This window comes from Megasphaera geminata F0357 (assembly GCF_000239275.1).
In the GTDB taxonomy this organism is placed as follows: Bacteria; Bacillota; Negativicutes; order Veillonellales; family Megasphaeraceae; genus Megasphaera; species Megasphaera geminata.
On the sequence record NZ_JH417584.1, the window covers coordinates 11,927 to 32,183 of the forward strand.

The 20,257-nt window shown below is 47.5% G+C and carries 21 protein-coding genes, 1 tRNA gene, 1 other RNA gene and 1 pseudogene; 2 read left to right on the plus strand and 22 right to left on the minus strand.

What is annotated here, in order from left to right; genetic code table 11:
* Positions 1–264: 264 nt before the first annotated feature.
* The 12 genes and pseudogenes from HMPREF0080_RS03900 to HMPREF0080_RS03960 all read right to left on the minus strand — a co-directional run bounded on the left by HMPREF0080_RS03900 (position 265) and on the right by HMPREF0080_RS03960 (position 9,911).
* Entirely contained in the window at positions 265–822 is a 558-nt protein-coding gene (locus HMPREF0080_RS03900; RefSeq protein ID WP_006789935.1) for a type III toxin-antitoxin system ToxN/AbiQ family toxin, read from the minus strand.
* A gap of 794 nt (positions 823–1,616) precedes the next feature.
* A complete protein-coding gene (locus HMPREF0080_RS03910; RefSeq protein ID WP_006789937.1) occupies positions 1,617–2,468 on the minus strand; it encodes a polysaccharide deacetylase family protein in 852 nt (283 codons plus the stop codon).
* Between the two features lie 182 nt (positions 2,469–2,650).
* Positions 2,651–3,037, minus strand: a complete 387-nt coding sequence (locus tag HMPREF0080_RS03915) for a hypothetical protein (RefSeq protein ID WP_006789939.1) — start codon at positions 3,035–3,037, stop codon at positions 2,651–2,653.
* A 69-nt stretch (positions 3,038–3,106) separates the two neighbouring features.
* Positions 3,107–3,736, minus strand: coding sequence for an ECF transporter S component (locus tag HMPREF0080_RS03920; protein ID WP_040347164.1), 630 nt, complete (start codon positions 3,734–3,736; stop codon positions 3,107–3,109).
* Between the two features lie 235 nt (positions 3,737–3,971).
* Positions 3,972–4,256 (minus strand): 50S ribosomal protein L27, encoded by a 285-nt coding sequence (gene rpmA / locus HMPREF0080_RS03925; protein WP_040347167.1) that lies wholly within the window; start codon positions 4,254–4,256, stop codon positions 3,972–3,974.
* 19 nt (positions 4,257–4,275) lie between these two features.
* Positions 4,276–4,587 (minus strand): ribosomal-processing cysteine protease Prp, encoded by a 312-nt coding sequence (locus HMPREF0080_RS03930; protein WP_006789942.1) that lies wholly within the window; start codon positions 4,585–4,587, stop codon positions 4,276–4,278.
* Positions 4,587–4,898 carry a 50S ribosomal protein L21 gene (rplU, locus tag HMPREF0080_RS03935; protein ID WP_006789943.1) on the minus strand — a complete coding sequence of 104 codons (312 nt, stop codon included), beginning with the start codon at positions 4,896–4,898 and terminating at the stop codon, positions 4,587–4,589. Before rplU ends, HMPREF0080_RS03930 begins: the two co-directional genes overlap by 1 nt.
* 168 nt (positions 4,899–5,066) lie before the next feature.
* A complete protein-coding gene (locus tag HMPREF0080_RS03940) occupies positions 5,067–6,179 on the minus strand; it encodes an N-acetylmuramoyl-L-alanine amidase family protein (RefSeq protein ID WP_040347194.1) in 1,113 nt (370 codons plus the stop codon).
* Positions 6,180–6,291: 112 nt separating this feature from the next.
* Positions 6,292–7,947, minus strand: coding sequence for a bifunctional ADP-dependent NAD(P)H-hydrate dehydratase/NAD(P)H-hydrate epimerase (locus HMPREF0080_RS03945; protein WP_006789945.1), 1,656 nt, complete (start codon positions 7,945–7,947; stop codon positions 6,292–6,294).
* A 9-nt stretch (positions 7,948–7,956) separates the two neighbouring features.
* Positions 7,957–8,325: a holo-ACP synthase gene (gene acpS, locus HMPREF0080_RS03950; RefSeq protein ID WP_040347171.1), complete on the minus strand. Its 369-nt coding sequence runs from the start codon at positions 8,323–8,325 to the stop codon at positions 7,957–7,959.
* Between the two features lie 56 nt (positions 8,326–8,381).
* Entirely contained in the window at positions 8,382–8,681 is a 300-nt protein-coding gene (locus HMPREF0080_RS03955) for a hypothetical protein (protein WP_006789947.1), read from the minus strand.
* An 8-nt stretch (positions 8,682–8,689) separates the two neighbouring features.
* A pseudogene (locus tag HMPREF0080_RS03960) lies at positions 8,690–9,911 on the minus strand (aspartate kinase).
* A 393-nt stretch (positions 9,912–10,304) separates the two neighbouring features.
* Here HMPREF0080_RS03960 and HMPREF0080_RS03970 point away from each other — a divergent pair.
* Positions 10,305–11,822: a pyruvate kinase gene (locus HMPREF0080_RS03970; RefSeq protein ID WP_006789950.1), complete on the plus strand. Its 1,518-nt coding sequence runs from the start codon at positions 10,305–10,307 to the stop codon at positions 11,820–11,822.
* A gap of 50 nt (positions 11,823–11,872) precedes the next feature.
* On the opposite strand, the gene rnpB is transcribed toward HMPREF0080_RS03970, so the two are convergent.
* The 9 genes from rnpB to HMPREF0080_RS04010 all read right to left on the minus strand — a co-directional run bounded on the left by rnpB (position 11,873) and on the right by HMPREF0080_RS04010 (position 17,996).
* An RNA gene (gene rnpB, locus HMPREF0080_RS09105) (RNase P RNA component class A) lies at positions 11,873–12,220 on the minus strand.
* Positions 12,221–12,264: 44 nt separating this feature from the next.
* Positions 12,265–12,906: a thiamine phosphate synthase gene (gene thiE, locus HMPREF0080_RS03975; protein ID WP_006789951.1), complete on the minus strand. Its 642-nt coding sequence runs from the start codon at positions 12,904–12,906 to the stop codon at positions 12,265–12,267.
* Between the two features lie 12 nt (positions 12,907–12,918).
* Positions 12,919–13,719 carry a Nif3-like dinuclear metal center hexameric protein gene (locus tag HMPREF0080_RS03980; RefSeq protein ID WP_006789952.1) on the minus strand — a complete coding sequence of 267 codons (801 nt, stop codon included), beginning with the start codon at positions 13,717–13,719 and terminating at the stop codon, positions 12,919–12,921.
* The gene (locus tag HMPREF0080_RS03985) at positions 13,695–14,396 is read right to left on the minus strand and encodes a tRNA (adenine(22)-N(1))-methyltransferase (protein WP_006789953.1); all 702 of its coding nucleotides are present in this window, start codon (positions 14,394–14,396) and stop codon (positions 13,695–13,697) included. The genes HMPREF0080_RS03980 and HMPREF0080_RS03985 overlap by 25 nt, the downstream gene beginning before the upstream one ends.
* 72 nt (positions 14,397–14,468) lie before the next feature.
* A tRNA-Ile gene (locus HMPREF0080_RS03990) sits at positions 14,469–14,543 on the minus strand.
* Positions 14,544–14,681: 138 nt separating this feature from the next.
* The gene (gene radC, locus HMPREF0080_RS03995) at positions 14,682–15,371 is read right to left on the minus strand and encodes a RadC family protein (RefSeq protein WP_006789954.1); all 690 of its coding nucleotides are present in this window, start codon (positions 15,369–15,371) and stop codon (positions 14,682–14,684) included.
* Complete coding sequence (locus HMPREF0080_RS04000; protein WP_006789955.1) at positions 15,368–15,928, minus strand: Maf family protein; 561 nt, start codon at positions 15,926–15,928, stop codon at positions 15,368–15,370. The genes radC and HMPREF0080_RS04000 overlap by 4 nt, the downstream gene beginning before the upstream one ends.
* 9 nt (positions 15,929–15,937) lie before the next feature.
* Positions 15,938–16,207 (minus strand): DUF4321 domain-containing protein, encoded by a 270-nt coding sequence (locus HMPREF0080_RS09895; protein ID WP_040347175.1) that lies wholly within the window; start codon positions 16,205–16,207, stop codon positions 15,938–15,940.
* A gap of 112 nt (positions 16,208–16,319) precedes the next feature.
* Positions 16,320–17,996 carry a glutamine--tRNA ligase/YqeY domain fusion protein gene (locus tag HMPREF0080_RS04010; RefSeq protein WP_006789957.1) on the minus strand — a complete coding sequence of 559 codons (1,677 nt, stop codon included), beginning with the start codon at positions 17,994–17,996 and terminating at the stop codon, positions 16,320–16,322.
* Between the two features lie 138 nt (positions 17,997–18,134).
* On the opposite strand from HMPREF0080_RS04010, the gene HMPREF0080_RS04015 reads away from it, so the two are divergent.
* Positions 18,135–19,037: a fumarylacetoacetate hydrolase family protein gene (locus tag HMPREF0080_RS04015; protein WP_006789958.1), complete on the plus strand. Its 903-nt coding sequence runs from the start codon at positions 18,135–18,137 to the stop codon at positions 19,035–19,037.
* A 570-nt stretch (positions 19,038–19,607) separates the two neighbouring features.
* Here HMPREF0080_RS04015 and HMPREF0080_RS04020 read toward each other — a convergent pair.
* Complete coding sequence (locus HMPREF0080_RS04020) at positions 19,608–20,249, minus strand: DUF421 domain-containing protein (protein ID WP_006789961.1); 642 nt, start codon at positions 20,247–20,249, stop codon at positions 19,608–19,610.
* Between the last annotated feature and the right edge of the window lie 8 nt (positions 20,250–20,257).

Consider the following 20,257-nt stretch of genomic DNA (forward strand, 5'->3'; position numbering starts at 1 on the left):
GCGTTTCACTTACACCGCGTGGAAAAACAGTTTATTTCTGATAGCTTTTGTCAAGGGTAGTTAAGAAATTTATTCGTCTTTTTTGTAACCCATATCTTCACACTCTTTCTAAATAAGTCTATTTATCTGATACATCTTTTGGCTTTAATGCTCTAAAAACACCTTTCCACCATCTTGTATCACACTTATAAATCCTTTCACTCGCAAAAAAAAGAAGTAGATTATTACTCCACTTCTCTAATCATTCATAAATAATTTAGTTTTTTAATTCCAATTCAGCATTGCTCTTTCTAACTCTGAAAAATTACAATTTGCTCTTCTAACAATTCCTGTTTCCTTTTGATTTTGGTATAACTTTTCAACCTTGTTCAAAATCTTTATTTTTACCTTAAGGCAAAAAGCATATTCTTTTTCAAATAAATCTTTGTATCTGATGTCCTCAAGCTCATCAAACTCAATTCTTTCATAACAACCGATAGGTACAGGTATCATTTTCTTAATATCTAATATAGATAATATGTGCATTTTTTCTTTATCAGAATAATATTTGTAAATATCTCCATTTATAGTAATGCTATTATCAATTACTTCATAAATCAGAAAATGCTCATCAGAAACATTTTTCCATCTTTTGTGTTTTTCCTTTGCAGAAGATATTGGAATAAAATAATTATAGTTTTCTATCCCAACAATAATTCCAACAAATGGTTTAATACTATTTCTATACGATGGGTTGTAATAAACTTCTGAATCTATTTGATTTAGATATTCAAGGTAATCAGGATTTACAGTATAAAATCCATATTGAATCGCTTCTGCCATTTCCTTTTCCTAAAAAAGCAGAGAGGTTTTATCCTCTCTGCTCGCTTTAATGCTTCACCTTTGGGATATAGGTAGTGAGACACCTTCTTTAATGCTCCACCTTTAACGGTAGTGGGACACCCTCTTTATTTACTGAAAGTATAACAAATATTTTTAGAAATGTCAAATCAGCAAATTTCCTAAACACCACTCTTTTGTCACTTATATTATACCCTATTTCTCCAAAAAATCACTACCTTTCCTCATTTCTGTAATAGTCCTTTGCCTTTTCTCTAGTCGTATTTTTCTTGTTGCTCTTGATATTTCTTAATCTGTGCAATCACGCTCGGCTTTTTTCCTCTCTTGATTGCCTTGTCAATCTCAATGGATAAATCGATACCATAATCATCATTTACAGTTTTCACTGCATATTTAATATGGTTGATGTTTTCATATTCTTCTTTGATAGATTGAGATTGTTTATTTAGCTTTGTAATTTCATCTTCAAGGCTCTGTATTTCCTTTTGCCAGTCCTTTGTCTTGATAGCTGATGAGCCTGTTATCTTTTCAAGAATTGCCTTTACTCTTTTGTATTTATCTATCTCATCTTTTTGAGAATTGTAAAAGCTATCCTTACCTGTTTTTCCTGCGGCGGCATCTGTCAGCCTTCCTCTGCATGATTATTTTCGCCCCGAATTTGAAGGACCGAAGAGACGCGCAAATTCGTGCGTTTCACTTACGAAAGTACAAAATTTTTACAAAACTCACTTTTATCTCCCGATCATACAAAAAATCCCGCACGATTGTGCGGGATTTTAAGGTTCAGGTATACATTCGGCCAAGGGTTTAGTAAGTTCCATATGATCAAAGAATTTATGGCTTTTCCATAAAAAAGCGCTGAAAGCGCTGAAGGTTAACCGAAAGCGAAAATGTTCAAAGCTGATAGGCCCTTCAAAAAGCGGGATACGGTCAAGATCATACGGGTCATCCCAGGAAAAATCACGTCCCGTATCAACAGTGAAACCGTATTTATAGCCTGCATTCTCCGTTTCTTCCAAAACGGTATCGGTAAACTTTCCCTCCGGGAAAGCAATAAATTCACATTTTTTTCCCAGCCGCCACTCAACAGCTTTTTTGGATCCCACTAATTCATGCCGTACGCCTTCACGATCAAAACTGTCAAGAGGCCGATGGCTGAGGGTATGGCTGCCGAATTCCATACCGGCCGCATCCATTTCTTTAACTTGATCCCAAGTGAGATATCCGGGGCGACCGATGAAATCGGTAATTAAGAAAAACGTCGCTATCATATTATATTTCTTCAAAATAGGATAGGCATATTCATAGTTATCCTCATAGCCGTCGTCAAATGTAATGAGGACCGGCTTATCGGGCAGGTCTCCTTCACCGCTCATATATTGCGAAAATTGCTCCAGCGTGATGGAATGATACCCGCTTTCGCTGAGATACTGAATCTGTTCTTCAAAATTTTTGGGTTTCATTGTCAAAACAGTATGAAATTTGTTGTTAACCTGATGATAATTCAGAACCGGAACGCCTGTTAAATGATAGTTGGTGGAAGCAAAATACCAATACGAAAAGGCTCCCGCCAACACTACGAAAAAGGTTAGGCAAATACCCAACAGCCATGTATAGACTTTTTTCACAAATCTAACTCCCTCTCTCTAAAATCACGTATGTAGCATACCACTTTTACATAAACGTCGCAAGAATCCATATAAAAATAACATTACTGTCATCGTATTTATGAAAAAAACAGGACTGCAGCAAAATAAAAAATTTACTTCATTTTGCCTGCAGCCCCCATTATACACGTTTATGATTTTTTCTATATCTCCGTTTTTATGAACCCGTTGTCCCTCAGCCACGCCGCGTCTTTTTCACACAATGCTCTTTCCAATCGTTTTAAACTGATATTTTCCTCTTTAATAGCAGCGGCGGCACTCGTAATATACCGCGTTTCTTCGTAAATATAATTATCCAGCTCCTGATAATCTACCCGGTCCTTCAGAAAAAAACGCATATCTTCGGAATTCTGCAATACGGCTAAATCCCGCTGCCACCGCGTAAAATCTTCTTCTTCCATACAAAAACGCCCCAGCTCGTCCGTATCGATACGCTCTTCCGAACAAACGATGCTTTTCGTATAATCAGCTTCATTAATGCGATCATATACGTGAAGTTCGCGTCTTTCCCCATTCACGAAAACTTCCATCCGGAAAACCTCCCTCTGCCGTCTGCGACAGATACTTAAAAGAAAGGCTGCCCGGGGACAGCCCTTCTTTTATTTCATTATAATACCCGCTTTACGCAGCGCCGTAATGACGGGAGTAACGATGATACCGGAAACGACGGCTTCAGGAATACCGTTGACAACAGTAATACCGATCATGATATTAACGACGTTTGCAAAGGGAATTCCGTTCGCTTCCGCATAAGTTCCGCCGATAAGGGCGGTATAGGAGCCGAGAAACATAAGCGTATGCAAAATAGTTGCGGCTACAGCCGTCACCGCAGTCCGCACATATAAAGAAACACCTTTTTCGGTCAGAAATCTGTATACTTCATATGCTGCAAGTCCCAAAAGGACACGCGGCACGATACAGATAAACGCATCGTAAACAATATTCGTCTGCACGGCAAAAAGCATAAGCGCCGCAGGCGCACGCAAGGTCTGAATAAACGAGAAAACACCGAACATAAAACCTACCGTCATGCCGACCCGTCTGCCGCCGGTTAACGCGGCAATAATCGTCGGTATGTGTAAAATAGTGGCACGCATGAATCCAAGCGGTATGAAACCGTATCCGGTAAGTCCCAGAAAAACGGTTACCGCCGTCAGCAATCCCGCCACCGTTAATTGCCGTACATTCATAAAGTTGCGCCGCACAGGCATTTGTGTTGCTTTTTCCATAATCAGTCCTCCGTTCTCGTTCTCTTTATGAGATACAAGTCGTATTTGCATAACGTAAATTCCCCTATCAGCCGGTACACTTCCCTCGGGATAATGCCCATATAAGCTGACGCGTGAATTTTATGCTTTGTTCAGTATATCACAATGTCTGCCGTTTGCCAATACAGTTTCAAAACTTTATGAAACCCTACACAAAACCCCTGCGGACGCGAGTCTGCAGGGGTTATTCCTATCCTTACGCTTCTACAGGATATACGCTTACTTTACGTTTGTAACGACCGGCACGTTCATACGCAACCTTACCGGCAACCTTGGCAAACAACGTATCATCCTTACCGATACCTACGTTAGTGCCGGGATGGAAGTGCGTGCCGCGCTGGCGAACGAGGATATTGCCCGCCTTGCAGACAACGCCGTCATGCAGCTTAACGCCGAGACGCTTGGCTTCGCTGTCGCGACCGTTACGTGTACTGCCCATCCCCTTCTTATGGGCGAAGAGCTGTAGATCGAATTTTAACATTTCGTTCACCTCCCGATTCTTATAAGTGAAGCTCGACATATTCAGGATATTGCCGCGCTATTTGTTCCAAACCTAAGACCATGGTTCCCAATATGACCCGTATCGCTTCGTTGCCGTTCACTGCAAGAGCGGATAGAAATCCATCTTTCTGCTCATACAGCACTTGATTTTCGTCGCTGTAACGAAGCATACCGAGCAACGCGGTCTGTGCGAGGGCAGACACGGCAGAACAGACAACATCATTTCCCGCTTCATTGTAGCCCGCATGACCGGATACAGTAAAACCGCAAAAATGCTTATGTTTGTCCCGTTTCATATCAATGTGTATCATTACCCTTCAATCTTTTCGATAACAACTTTTGTGAACGGTTGACGATGGCCTTGACGACGACGATAATTGGATTTAGCTTTGTACTTGAAAACAAGGATCTTCTTTTCCTTGCCCTGGGCAATTACTTTCCCCGTAACCTTCGCCCCTTCAACAACGGGGGTACCGATTTTCAGGTTCCCTTCGCTGCCGACCGCCAGAACTTCATCAAATACAACGGCAGCATCAACTTCACTTTCCAGTTTTTCAACGAAAATCGTCGCACCTTCCCGGACCCGATATTGTTTGCCGCCGGTTTTAATAATAGCGTACACGGTGACACCTCCTCATTACTATACTCGCTGAATACGGCGCCTTGCGGACTTGTATACCTCTTCATGCGGCTTATGCACAGCCACTCTGTATGCTATGACTATTGTATTCTACACGATGAGGCGCTCCTTGTCAACGAAAACCGACAAAGCGCGCCCCGTTTATTCACTTCACCTGAAATATTTACGTAACCCCGCAACAATACTTTCAGCAAACTTTTGCTGCTGACTGTCCGTATTTAATATTTTTTCTTCTGCAGGATTGGAGATAAAGCCCAGTTCCAAAAGTGCCGCCGGCATAGTCGTATGATTCAAAACATAGAAATTAGCCGTCCGCACACCGCGGTCATCAAAATTTGTAACCTTCATGTTTTCGGCATGCAGGGATGCGGCTAACCGCTGTCCTTCCGCAGAACCGCCCGCATAATAAGCTGTGACGCCGCCGGCCTGAGCACTGTTGCTGGAGTCGATATGAATGGATACGAACACATCGGCGGCAGCAATATTACCGACATTGCAACGGGCCTGAAGTTCTTCCACGGCGCCGGCATGCGGGCCGTATACGTCAACATCGGACGTGCGCGTCATCACCGCCGTTGCGCCTTGTGCCGACAGGAGAGACTGTACTTTCCCGGCAATCGCAAAGGTAATGTTCTTTTCCTGGGAAAACGCGCCGACAGCACCGGAATCGGTCCCTCCGTGCCCCGGATCAATACAAATGACCTTGCCTTTCAATCCCCTGGTAAGGGGCCGTCTGTAAACGGGATCGGACGTCTGCGGTTTAGATACGGGTTCCGTCTTGCCGATTCCCTTGTCGCCTACATTCAGGTGCTTCCACTTATGCCACTGCCTGACCTGTCCGGATTTATCATTAATATCAACGACCACACGGCCGGCAACAGTTCCATTCGAACCGAGTGTAAAGACATTGACATCGTTTGCCGTAACCGTGCGGGGCACCTTAAAAACAACCTCCGTATCAGTCAGTCTTTTAATCAGACTGACTTCGGAAACGACGTTCGGATCGGCTTCATACTTGGTTTGTAAATTGGCGGCCACTGTCGTATCGGGCAAAGATACAGTAACATATTTACCGTTTTTATCAATCAGTACTTCAGGTGTTACTTTTTTATTTACATCCAGTACAGTTCGTACAAAAGGTGTAGCTGCGTCATTTCGTGTCGCAATACGGACGGCACTTATTTCAGCTTTCGTCGCGGCCCGGCTTTGAAATACAGGAAAAAGACAAAGCAGCAACAACGGAAGGATCCACAGTTTTTTCATGCCTTCACTCTCCTTCTCCAAACAATGTTTTTTCATTATAGCACATTGCTTTGTCATGAGTAAAACATGAAGAATATCGTTTCCTGTATTTTTAAGCACATTTTCTTTTATATCATATAATATACGGTTTTTCCAAAAGGGTAAGCGGCCGTCTTTTGTCCCACAGCGCCAGCACTTCAGGCACGGCATCGGCAACCTCATCGGGCGTAAAACCGTAAGGGCCGATACGGCCTGCACAATAATCGCCTGCGGCGCCATGCAAATAAACGGCCGCACAGGCTGCCGCAGCGATGCTGCCGATACCGTCATGAGCAATCATGGCGGCAATAATACCGCTCAATACATCGCCCATACCGCCTGCCGCCATTCCGGCATTACCCGTTTCGTTGACATAGATATTACCGGTTTTAGCGGAGGCGATGAGAGAAGGCGCTCCTTTTAAAACAACTGTCACGGCGTAATCGCGAACAAACTTCATCACCGTACCGATTAAATCTGTTTTGATCTCGGCCGTGGCAAGACCGCTAAGACGGGAAAATTCAAGCAGATGCGGTGTAATAACAGTCCGTCCGCCATGACGGGCAAAGAAATCCGCCTCTTTCCCCCGAAGGGCGTTAAGCGCGTCCGCATCAAGAACAAGCGGACAGGTCGTTTCTGCGGCAACGGCTTCTATAAAACCCGGCAGCTCTTTATCCTTCCCCATTCCCGGTCCCATGACCAACACTGACCAGTCCTTACTTTCGGCGATAATTTCAGCCGCATCGTCTCGGCAAAAATGCAGTCTGTCCCGCCCGCCTACGGGGCGGACCATAATTTCCGGTTCTTTGCCGATGCAATACGGCGCGGCAGCCCCGGGAACGCGTAAAAACACTTTGCCCGCACCGCTGCGCACAGCTCCGTGTGCGGTCATGAGGGTCGCACCGACCATATCGCCGCAGCCCGTGACAATACCGATCGTCCCATGTGTGCCTTTATGGCTGTCAGCGCGTCTCGGCGTTACTATCTCCGTTATATCCGCCTCACATAAAAGGTATACGTTATCTTCCGCATTTTCCGTCAACAGGGCCGGCGGTAATCCTATAGAGTCCAGCTCAAGCTTGCCTATGCACGCTTTCCCCGGATAAATAAACTGTCCCCGCTTATAGGAACCGAAGGTAACGGTAAGGTCCGCCATGAGCGGCGATGACGTATCATTTTTTATATCATCGCTTACCGCCCCGGTATCAGTATTAACACCGGTCGGCATGTCGACGGCTATAACTGTACACCCGCCCGCAGCGGCCCGTTCGTTAACAGCCGCGACAACGCGGGCCAGCGGCTCACGCAGGGAACCGCTGAAACCGGTGCCCAGCAGAGCGTCAATAAGGACATCGCAGGCAGCAAGGCGCTTATATAAAAGACGGTCATTTTTTTCGCCTTCATACATCGTCAAGGTACAAGTACGATTATCACACATCATACGCAGCGTATGTAAATGAGCCTTGCTTTCTTCACTATACTCGGCCGTCGTACCGAAAGAATATACATAAACGCGGCCGCCGGCCGCCAGGATGTGCCGGGCGATAACAAAACCGTCGCCGCCGTTATTTCCTTTGCCGCAAAGGATGAGTACGTCTTTACCGTCCCAGCCGCCGACATAAGCCCCGCCTCTTTCAGCCACCGCCCGGCCCGCATTTTCCATGAGTACGGCAGGCGCTATACTGTATTTTCCGTACATGGCCGTGTTGTCTGTTTGTCGCATTTGAGCGGCACTTTTCAAGGTATACATGCGTTCCTCCTAACTTTCCCAAATCACTTGAGCCACAGCATAATCTCCGTCATGAGAAATTGACAGCGCCGGCGGCCGGGACGACCGGTCCTTCGCCTCACTTGCATAATACCCGTAAAGCTTAAAAAAAGGCGCTCCCCACTGATCATGGCATACTTCCACATCTCGCCAGGCCCCCTTGCGGAAGCCCTGCCCCAGTGCTTTAAAAAAAGCCTCTTTAGCCGCGTAATGTCCGGCAAAAGACGCCGCCGCGCTCCTTCCCTTGCTGCGGCAGTAGGCAATTTCCCGAGGTGAAAAAAGGCGCTCCAGCCGTTCGTCGGATTTCTCCACGACTTCAACCATACGGCTGATTTGAACAATATCAATACCTGCAAGCATATATTCCTCCATACAAAAACAACCTGCAACATCAGTTACAGGTCATCACCTTGTATTTACCATTTCTGCATGCGAATACACACGGCCAGCCCCTCCAAAAGGACACGGAATGTCCTGAACGATACGGTCATATCGGGATACATATTTTGAGTCACCCTGTAAGACACGGTTACCGTCTTTGCCTGATAATCGTACAGAAATCCGTGCAAATTGGATTCAAAGGTAAACTTTTTCGCCGGTACCTCAAAACGGGGCGGTTTTTCCGTATCCAGGCCGCGGATCATCTTGTCAAGAAGAACCGTCTTCGGCAATTCACTTTGTAATATTTCCTCCGTAAAATTATCGAGTACAGACATGAAAACTCCTATCCTTCATCAAAGAAATGATCATGAATGGAACGGACGGCGTTATCAACATGCTCTTCCGCAATAAGGCAGGTAATGCTGATTTCGGACGTGGAAATGATTTCAATATTAATGCCGTTATGCCATGAGGCCGAACATGCTGGCCGCAATACCGGGATGACCGGCCATACCCGCACCGACAACGGAAACTTTCCCCATATTCTGGTCGATAAGTACGTCTTCAATATTCATATCGCCCTGCATAGCGGTAAGGACATCCCGTACGAGCGCAGCATCGTCACGACTGACGGTAAAGGTAATATCCGTCACGCCTTCATTGGCATAACGGACACTCTGCACGATCATATCAACGTCAATATTACGATCCGCCAGTCCGGAGAAAATACGATACGCATGTCCCGGTTTATTGGGAACGCCCAGAATCGTCACCTTGGCAACATTTTTATCTTCCGCCACACCGCGGATCAAATACTGCTTAACTTCCATGGAATAATCCTCCTGTATCATCGTACCGGCCGCTTCGGAAAAAGTCGAGCGTACGTGAATAGGCACATTAAAACGGCTGCCCATTTCAACGGCACGCGGCTGCATGACGCCGGCGCCGAGCTTCGCCATTTCCAGCATTTCCACGTACGTAATTTCTTCCATCTTGCGGGCATTCGGAACGACGCGGGGATCCGATGTATAAATACCGTCTACATCCGTATATATTTCGCATGCATCCGCATTGACGGCGCCGGCGACGGCAACCGCCGTCGTATCGGAGCCGCCGCGGCCGAGAGTCGTTATGTCCCCGTCATCGGTCATCCCCTGGAAGCCTGCCACAATGACAATATTTCCTTCATCCAGTGCTTCTGTAACGCGATCCGCATTAATTTCCAAAATGCGGCCCTTATTAAAGGCATTACTCGTAACGATACCGGCCTGAGCGCCTGTAAAGGACACGGCTTTGTGGCCGGCTTCCTTAAAGGCCATTGCCATCAGGGCAATGGAAATCTGTTCACCCGTCGAAAGCAGCATGTCCATTTCCCGTCCGTACGGCTTGGACGTGACTTGCCGTGCCAATGATACAAGTTCATCCGTCGTATCGCCCATAGCGGAAACGACAAGAACGACTTTATCATCTTCCTGCATGCCCTGCAGGACACGCCGTACAACAGTACGCATTTTATCGGGCGTAGCGACAGAACTGCCGCCGAACTTCTTAACGATCAATGCCAACTTGATTCCCTCGCTTTACGATATTACTGTGTTTTTCAGTGCTCCGCGCACACTATCCTACAGCAAGATACTGCTAGAAGCATAATAGCATGCCCCTCTTCAAAAGTAAAGAGAAGGCCGCCTTAAAACCGCGGATTTATGCTGTTTTCTCTCCGGACACTTCGCCGAAACACGATATTCCGCCGCTCGGCTTTGTCTTTATGACTGCACTCCATACACATATATACTCCGGAGAAATTATATGCCGTCGGGATAGTATAAATATTTTCCGTGAATTTGTTATTTATTTCACTCACTGTATATTGTATAATAATAGCATACCCGCATGAATATACTCCATATATCCGGAATACCTCTTGGCCGCAACTGCCCGTTTACAAAGGAGGAATTTCAATGAAAGGCATACCTGAGGAAATTAACAATTTATATGATACGCTTTATGCTCTCCGCAAAGAAGTAATGCATGACGGCGAGGCAATATTTTCAAAATGGCTGCCTCGGATTGAGCGGCGTCCCTTCCGCTTCAGCGCGCTTAACCTGGCCTACTATCTTGCCGTTCGCTGTCATGATTTGCGGCCGCTGCAAGAACAGCTCCTGCCTTTCGGCCTGTCTTCGCTGGGCCGCAGTGAGGCGCGGACAATGGCGAATCTGGACGCCGTCATGGCCACGTTAGGGCGTTTGTGCGGCAAAGATGATAAACTGATAGATTATCCGACATCAAAATGGTTCTTTCACGGCAACCGGCTTTTAGCACACAACACAGGACTCATATTCGGCAATCAAGCGGCGCATTACACCCATATTATGGTTACGCTGCCTACCGAAGCGGCAGCGGACTATGCGCTGGTCCGCGATCTGCTGCTTAACGGAACCGATACGGTCCGTATCAATTGCGCCCATGATAATCAAGTCGTTTGGTTCGCCATGCTCGATAACCTGAAACGGGCTAAAAAGGAAACTAACCGAAATTGCCGTGTTTATATGGATTTGGCGGGGCCCAAAATTCGTATCTCACAAGTTCTTTTCACAGGCGATACGGACAGGTTGATGAACGGGGACACGTTTTTTCTCGCCAAAAACAACATCAGCGACTATCCTGCAGACATAAAAGGGAATCCGGTCCTTACCTGCAGTATTCCCGTCGTCTTCTCCTCTTTGAAAAAAGGAGATCCCGTCCTCATCGATGACGGCAAGGTTTCGGCTATCGTCTCGAAGCTTACGGAACAAGGCGCCTATCTGACGGTTACGGCGACAAAAGAAAAAGGGTTCCGCATAAAGAATAATAAGAGCCTTAACTTCCCCAATACGTACTTGGATATAACGCCGCTTACGGACAAAGACCTGTCCGATCTGGATTTTATAATCAAATATGCCGATTCTGTCGGCTATTCTTTCGTTCGCAACGCGGATGACATCAAGCTGCTGCAATACGAGCTGCAAAAGCGGCTCGGCAAAAAAGCCTCTTCTCTTGCCATTATCGGTAAAGTTGAAACGAAAGACAGTGCGAAAAACCTGCCGGAAATTATAATGCAGGCTGCGTCCAAACAACCTTTCGGAGTTATGATTGCCCGCGGCGATTTAGCTGTTGAAGCGGGGTATCACAGACTTTCAGAACTGCAGGAGGAAATCCTCTGGATCTGTGAAGCCGCCCATATCCCGGTAATTTGGGCTACACAGGTATTGGAAACGATGGTAAAAACGGGCATGCCGACACGGGCCGAAATTACGGATGCCGCCATGAGCGCCCGGGCCGAATGTGTCATGCTCAACAAAGGGCCGCATATCGTTAAAGCCGTAGCGGCCTTGACGGATATCCTCTTCCGCATGAAACAGCACCAGTACAAAAAGACGTCACAGTTAAGAGCGCTCGGCATTGCCGTCGATACGGTCAGGAAAGAACTGCGGAAATAACTATACTAAAAAACGGTAGGAGGCAGACCTCTTACCGTTTCTTTTTACAAAGGATGAGTAATCATTAAGCCGAGTTTTGTTCTGCCTGCGCAGCGGTAATCATCTATCTAGACAGACCGTTACCGGCCTGTTCGAGCGACACAACCCGGAAGATCAGCGGGCCGCTTCATCCCTTCCCTATTCGGTCTTGCTCCGGATGGGGTTTACCTAGCCGATAAGTTACCTTATCGCTGGTGCGCTCTTACCGCACCGTTCCACCCTTACCACTTGCGTGGCGGTACACATTTCTGTGGCACTGTCCCTGAAGTCGCCTTCGCCGGACGTTATCCGGCATCCTGCCCTGCGGAGCTCGGACTTTCCTCCAATACTGCCGTACTGGCGATTACCTTTCATACTCATCGTGTACAATCATACGCCATAGGCCGGTCCCCGTCAAGGCGCTTCAGCGGCAGGCGCAGCGAAGCTCCGCAACTGCCGCGGCTATATCGGGCTGCGAAACGACAGCGCTGATCATGGCAAAAGAGCGAAATCCTTCTTTATAGAGCTCGCCTATATTATCTCTGCCAATGCCGCCGATCGTAACAACGGGCAAGGCAAAATGAAGGGCAAACGCTTTTTCCTCCGGGCTTACGACCTTACCGGCATCCGCTTTAGATGCGGACGGATACATAGGACCGAAGCCGACATAATCGGCACCGTCGGCCAGAGCGCCTTTCATTTCGGCAATCGTATTCGTTGACAGTCCGATAAAAATGTCCTCGCCGGCAAGAGCGCGCACAAGCGGTACAGGCGCATCGTCCTGCCCGACATGAATCCCGTCGGCACCGCAGGCCACGGCAATATCGGCGGAATCATTCATAATAAACGTAGCGCCGTATTCTTCGCACATAGCCGCAATCTCTTTGGCTTCCCCATATTTTTCACGCCATGTTTTATGTTTTTCCCTGTATTGAATAATCTTCACGCCTGCATCCAGCAGTTCCTTTGCGACTTCCCTGTTCTTACGTCCGAGAGAAAACTCTTCTCCCATAATAACATAAACAGGATCTTCCGCTAAACGACGTACATGTTCTTCTTTTGTCATATGCCGCTCTCCTTATATATAAGATATAAAGTCCTTACTCGTCGAATCTACAATAAAGTCAACATGCCAATTTTTTTCTCCGCCTGCTGCGGAGAGAATGCGCTGCAATTCGAATACCACGGGAAATTCCGTGCCGTAATGGCCGCCGTCAACTAAAAGTATGCCTTCTTTTTCGGCTTCCTGCGCATCGTGATATTTCATATCACCGGTAACGAACATATCCGCGCCGGCCGCTGCAGCCTCCGCCATGAATGAAGTGCCGGCGCCGCCGCATAAGGCCACTTTTCTGATCGCCGCTTCAGTAACGGCGCCGCCATATGCCAGGACGGGACGATTCAGTTTATTTTTCACAAACACCAAGGCCTCCGCCGCTTTCATCGCTTCGCGGAATACGCCTACACGCCCCATGGCGGCCGATGTGCCCTCCGCGCCGAGAGGGCGGACATCTTCAAGTTCCAAAATATGAGCCAGGACATCATTGACGCCGCCAACGGCACTATCCAGATTGGTATGGGCGCAGTAAACGCTCAGTCCATGGGAAAGCAGCGAGGCGAACATGCGGCCGTCATATGTATCCGTCCGCAACGCCTTAAGCCCCGAAAAAATGACGGGATGATGGCTGATAATGGCATCAAACCCGTTATCAACAGCATAGGCGACATTTTCCGCCGTCACATCAAGAGTCAGTAAGACGGAAGCAATGTCTTTGTCCGGTTCCCCTACGAGAAGCCCAGGATTATCCCACGCTTCTTTCAAGCCGAGAGGCGCTACCCGTTCCATTTCCGCAATTATCTCTTTAAAGTGCACTGCCATTTTCGTTCCTCCCATTCTTTAAGCTCTTTTGCCAGCCGGTCCGTAAGCTCCGCTTCTCCCGTCCGGCTATGCATGAGACCTTTATAGATTTCGGTCTTTTTCCGTATAACGTCCTCGATCAGCTCTATTAAAAGAGGGTCCTTTTTTTCCCAGTTCCGCGGCCCCGTTTCAAGCTGCCACTTTTCCATGACTTCCCGTTTCCCCTTACAAATTTTCATAATCTGATAGAGCCGTCCGTCTTCCTTGACAAGCCGTTCCTCTTCTATATAAAAGCCCTGCCGGACAACATATTCCCGCAGCGCGGCACTGTCACTCTGCGGCTGTAAAATGATAAACTGCAAACTGTCCCGCACGGCGGGAGACGATTCGAGGATATGGATTATACGCTTACCGCCCATACCGCATATCAGCGCACCCGTCGTTTCCCCGCCGTCAAGACCTTGCAGGCCGTCGGCAAGGCGGCAATCGATCCGTCCGTTCAGGCCGGCCCGGGCAACGTGGGTCCGCGCGGACGCAAGCGGTCCCGCCATCACATCGCTGGCAACGGCAAACGGGCAAATGCCCTTTTCACAAAGCCAGACGGGAAGATAAGCGTGATCCGTACCGATATCGGCCACCGTCGCCCCTTTCGGCACGAGAGAAGCGATTGTCCGAAGCCGTTCAGATAGTTTCATCATTTCTCCTCACTTCATTGCATTTTTACAAAAAAAGCTATTTCGCAAGATCGCGAAATAGCTTTGCGCACTTTCTGGTGGGCCTACTTGGGTTCGAACCAAGGACCAACCGGTTATGAGCCGGTGGCTCTACCGCTGAGCTATAGGCCCGGTAGGCAAGGCCTGTAAACCCTGCCTAATCATTATACGATAAGTCACTTTCCCCAGTCAAGGAAAGCCTTTATAACGGCAGTCCGCCAAAAGGCCGTCGCCGTTAATCCCGCAGGCCGGAAAATCCCTGACAACTGTCTAAATATACCCTCGCTTACAAAGACTGACATATATACCGTCACCGATGATAATGTGATCCAGGACGGGTATTTCCATTATCCGCCCCGCTTCGGCAATGTAGCGTGTAACCCTGATATCATCCTTTGAAGGCTCGGGATCGCCCGAAGGGTGATTGTGCATAAGCACAATGGCCGCCGCATTGTATTCCAGCGCATAGCGGAACACTTCCCTTGATTTGGCAAAGCTTGCGTTAATTGTACCTACAGTTAAATCACGGATGGCAATGAGTTTATTCTTTGACGATAAGTACATAGCGGAAAATTTTTCCTGTCTGAGGCAGCGCATATCTTCCATCACATAAGAGGCAATCGTTTCGGGGCTGCTGAAATCGGGAGCATTCTTTTTAACCCGCTGCCGCGCTATCCGTCTTCCCAATTCAACGGCGGCACATACGGTCACGGCTTTATCCGTGCCGATACCGCGCAGGCCGCACAAGGCATGCACATCCGTTTCGCCGAGATAATACACATTTTCTTCCGGCAATGTCTGCAGAAATATGCGTGCCACATCCAAAACAGATTCCCCTTTTGTTCCCGTCCGCAGGAGAATGGCCAGTAAATCCTGATCCGTCACTCCCTGAGGCCCTGCGGCCAAAAACTTTTCGCGCGGCTTTTCGCATGAAGCCATATGGCGTACGGCTGTCGTCATACGGCAATACCCGCGTTACGCATCAGACGATACACGGCGCATAAGGGCAGGCCGACGACATTGGCATAATCGCCGTCAATTCTTTCCACAAATACTGCGCCTTTACCCTGAATACCGTAAGCGCCGGCCTTATCCATGGGCTCTCCCGACGCTACATAGGCACTTATTTCCTCTTCTCCGAGAGTCCGAAAGGTGACGATCGTCTTCTCTACATGCCTGTAAACGACGTCCCCCTTCTGCAGCGCAACTCCCGTATAGACAGCATGGCTCCTGCCGGAAAGCCCGGCAAGCATGCGCACCGCTTCCGCCTCATGACGGGGCTTTCCTAAAATCTTTCCGTCCGCCGCAACTACCGTATCGGCACCGAGAACCCAGTGATCCGGGTAACGGAGGGCAACGGAGGCCGCCTTGCCGGCAGCCTGTATATCAACAAACTTCTCGGGATTATCACGCCCTGGTACGTCTTCGGCATACGTACCGGGAATGACTTCACACGCTACGCCTATTTGCGCCAGCAATTCTTTGCGCCGCGGCGAATTTGATGCCAAAATCAGCATAGGATCCTCCTACACGCGTCTGTAAATAAAGACGGCTCCTAAAATACCGATAATGCTGAGAAGATTCGGGGCAAAATGAATTCCGAATGACAATTCCAGAATATACAAATTAAGCCGGACATTTTGAATATTAAAAATTTCGTAATGTTTCGTTAAAGCCGGCATAATACTGACTATATTAAGGCTCGACAAGACATCACCGATAATGCCGCCCAAAATGCCGCCCGCAACGAGAAATAAAATTAAGAATAGTGCACCCTTACTGCCTGCCGCTTTCATCAAATTTCCTCCTGTCATTAACACTTTTTTCATTATACAGGTAATAAAGCGGTACATCAATATAAAAAGAATGCCCTCCATCGTAGAGAAAGGCATTCCTTTCAAACCGGTCTCACCCTTTTTTCTGCACTTTGGCCCACGTATCACGCAAGCCGACGATACGGTTGACAACGAGTTTCTTTGCCGTCGTGTCTTTATCAATGACAAAATAGCCCTGCCGCAAAAACTGGAACCTGTCTCCCGCTTTAAAGCCGGCCAGCCCCGCCTCACCTTTTCCCTGCGTAACAACGAGGCTGTCGGGATTCAGCCGGCTGAGAAAATCGGCATTATCGTCGTCCCCTTCCGGCCTCAATAAGGAATCATAGAGGCGGCACTCCAGATCTACCGCATCTTTCGCGTTGACCCAATGCAGCGTCCCCTTGACTTTACGGGTCGCATTAGCGCCGCTGCCGCTTTTACTTTCAAGATCGCAGGAACAACGAAGTTCTGTAATCCTGCCGGCGGCGTCTTTGACAACTTCATCACATGTAATGATATAGGCATATTTCAGCCGCACTTCTCTGCCGGGCGCAAGGCGGAAGAATTTCTTTACCGGTTCTTCCATAAAATCGCCCCGTTCAATATAAATCTCGTTGCTGAAAGTCATGTCGCGCATGCCCATTGCTTCATTTTCCCGGTTATTGTCCGCACGGATGACTTCCGTCCGATCTGCGGGATAATTCGTCAAGACAACTTTGATCGGATCAAGTACAGCCATGTAGCGCGGCGCTTTCAACTTTAAATCTTCACGAATGCAGTATTCGAGAAATGCCGGATCGACCGTACTGTCCGCCTTAGCCACACCGATGCGGTCACAGAAGTCGCGAACGGCTTCAGGCGTATAGCCGCGACGGCGAATACCGGCAATGGTCGGCATGCGGGGATCATCCCAGCCGCTGACAACCCCTTTTTCGACAAGAAGCCGCAGTTTCCGCTTGCTCATGACCATATTCGCCACATTCAACCGTGCGAATTCGATCTGCTGAGGCGTCTGACCTTCCGGATCATCCCATTCATCAACAACCCAATTGTAAAGAGGCCTGTGATCTTCAAATTCAAGTGTGCAAATAGAGTGTGTGATTCGTTCAATTGCATCTTCCAAGGGATGGGCGAAATCATAGACGGGGTAAATGCACCACCTATCGCCCGTACGATGGTGAGACGCATGAATAATCCGATACAGGACGGGATCCCGCATATTTATATTGGGACTGGCCATATCTATTTTTGCACGCAGGACCTTTTCCCCGTCGCCGTACTTGCCGGCCTTCATCTCTTCAAAAAGCCGTAAGTTTTCTTCCACGGAGCGACTGCGATACGGACTGTCTTTGCCGGGTTCATTAAAATTACCCCGGTAAGAGCGAATTTCATCACCTGTTAAGTCATCTACATAGGCTTTCCCTTTTTTAATGAGCTTTACAGCCTGATTATAAAAAAGATCGAAATAATCCGATGCAAAATAGAGACGATCTTCCCAGGAAAAGCCCAGCCACGCAACGTCACGCTTGATGGACTCAACATATTCGACGTCTTCCTTCGACGGATTCGTATCGTCGAAACGCAGGTTTGTAAGACCGTTATACTTTTTACCGATGCCGAAATTGAGGCAAATCGACTTGGCATGTCCCAGATGAAGATACCCGTTCGGTTCCGGCGGAAAACGGGTGTGTACACGTTTTCCGTACTTGCCGGTTTCATTATCCTTATCAATAACGGCTTCAATAAAATTTTTTGTATTTTCCCGGTCCATAAGGAGTCTCCTTCTCACAATTAGTGATTTGATTGTATCATAAATAACGCGCTCCTACCAGTAGGCACGAAAACCGCCGCTTTTTTCGGAATATCCTGTGCTATAATTAAAATATTATGAGAGTCAGGAGTTGATATCATGGAAATAAAAAAATTAGTCACCTTTGAAGATGCCGGTTTTGAACAGTGGGGTGTTATTTCTGAGGACGGCGCCGGCGTATACAGCGCCGTCTCCCTGGAAGAAGCGTTCTTCACACCCTTGCCGGAAACGTTGGAAGAATTCATCAATCAGGGAACGGAAGGGCTTCTTGCCTTGGCAGACAGTCTTGAAGCAAATGAAAAAACCGGCGCCGTTCCGGCAAACCCGCTGCATACCGTACATATACTGACACCGCTCCGCAACAGGACGCGCAACATTCTTTGTGTCGGCAAGAACTACGGTGAACACATCATCGAATTCGATAAAACGACTGAGGCGGAAGCTCCCGACTATCCTATTTTCTTTACGAAAGCGGCAACGTCGGTAATAAGGCCGGAGGACACCATAAACCTGCATGAACGGGTCACCTCCGAAGTAGATTATGAAGGCGAACTGGCCGTTATTCTCGGCAAGTCGGGTGCCGATATCTCCGAAAGCGAAGCTATGGACTATGTTTACGGCTTCACCATTTTAAATGACGTAACCGCGCGGGACCTGCAACGCAATCACAAACAATGGTTCCACGGCAAGAGCCTTGATACATTCTGCCCGATCGGGCCGTGCATACTGCTTCGCGACGCCGCGCCGGCTACATTTGATATCGTGACCAAAGTAAACGGTGAAATCCGCCAGGACGGTAACACCGGTGAATTCATTTTTTCCGTTCCCCGCCTTATTACCGAACTTTCCAAGGGCTCAACCTTACTTGCGGGAGACATCATCGCAACCGGTACGCCTGCCGGTGTCGGTATCGGCTTCAATCCGCCAAAATACTTAAAGAGCGGCGATATCGTGGAAATTTCGATCCCCCCTATCGGCACACTCTCGAATACGGTTAAATAATCCATAAAAAGACTGTAACATAACAGCCCTTTTAAACTAAAATAACGGACATTGGATTATATTTGAGCTCTTTTGCAAATGTCGGGGTGTGGCTACCCGGCAAGTCTTTCCCGGCATCAATCACGGTAGCGATCGATGCCTTTTTTTACTTAACAACAGGATACGGGCGCAAAAGGGAAAATAAGAAAACATTGGTTATCTGTTCTTTCCATGAAGTAAAACGATATAAAGAAGTTTTTAAGAAAGAAAGGATCTACATAATTAGCAGTAGGCATATGAGATCGGCTCCTTTCTCCAGGAATTAGCCACTCTTATGGTAAAATATGCGAGCCTCATATGCTTTTGCTTTGCAAAAAAAAGACTGCAGTAGTCAGCATGATATGTCCTCCCAACATTTATTATAGAACCTTAAAAATTCACACAGTCACAGGGGCTTGTTGTTAAGTACATCAAAAAAAAGAAACAGACCAAGATAGCATGAATTCCTGTGAGCTCAATGTCTTGGTCTATTCTATATTGAACAGGAGCCGTAACAGAACACGGTAACATCTCATTCTGCTACAGCCCTGTTTATTTACCGCTCTGCGAATAAGGATAAAGAATTACATTTTCCTTATCATATTCAGCCAAATAAATATTTTCTATTTTATATCCTTGTGCCGCCGTTTTTTCCCGGAGCCATGCTTTATCCTTATGAATAAGCTCAAGAGCGTCATCATTGACGAGCCCGTCAGCAATGACGGGATAACGGTTATCCAGATCGTCATACTTCATGATCGTCAGCTGCCCGTTCTGCTCTAATACGGCTTTATAAACCTCTTCAATATGCCATATATCGGCCATGCGCAGTTTCAGATGAAGGTCATGTGCATTCAGTCCCGAACGCATACATTCATCAGTAAGGATTTTCCCGTGGTTAATGACGACCTGCGGGTCACCGTCAATCAAACGCTTTATAAAATTACTGTTTCCCTTAGCGTATTTCAGCAACATCACCAAAATAGTCCAGGCGATGAGAATCAGGAGGAATTGCAGGATACCGACAGCATCGTTATATATAACACCGCCGATAATGCCGCCGAGAACATAATTTTGCACTTGATCCAAAGCCGATGCGGGAGCAAGATTTCCTTTGCCCATAATATTTATCTGAAAAATAATGACCAAAAGGCCTAAGCCCAACTTGGCGAATATTATATAATGTACAAGCATTGAAGCCT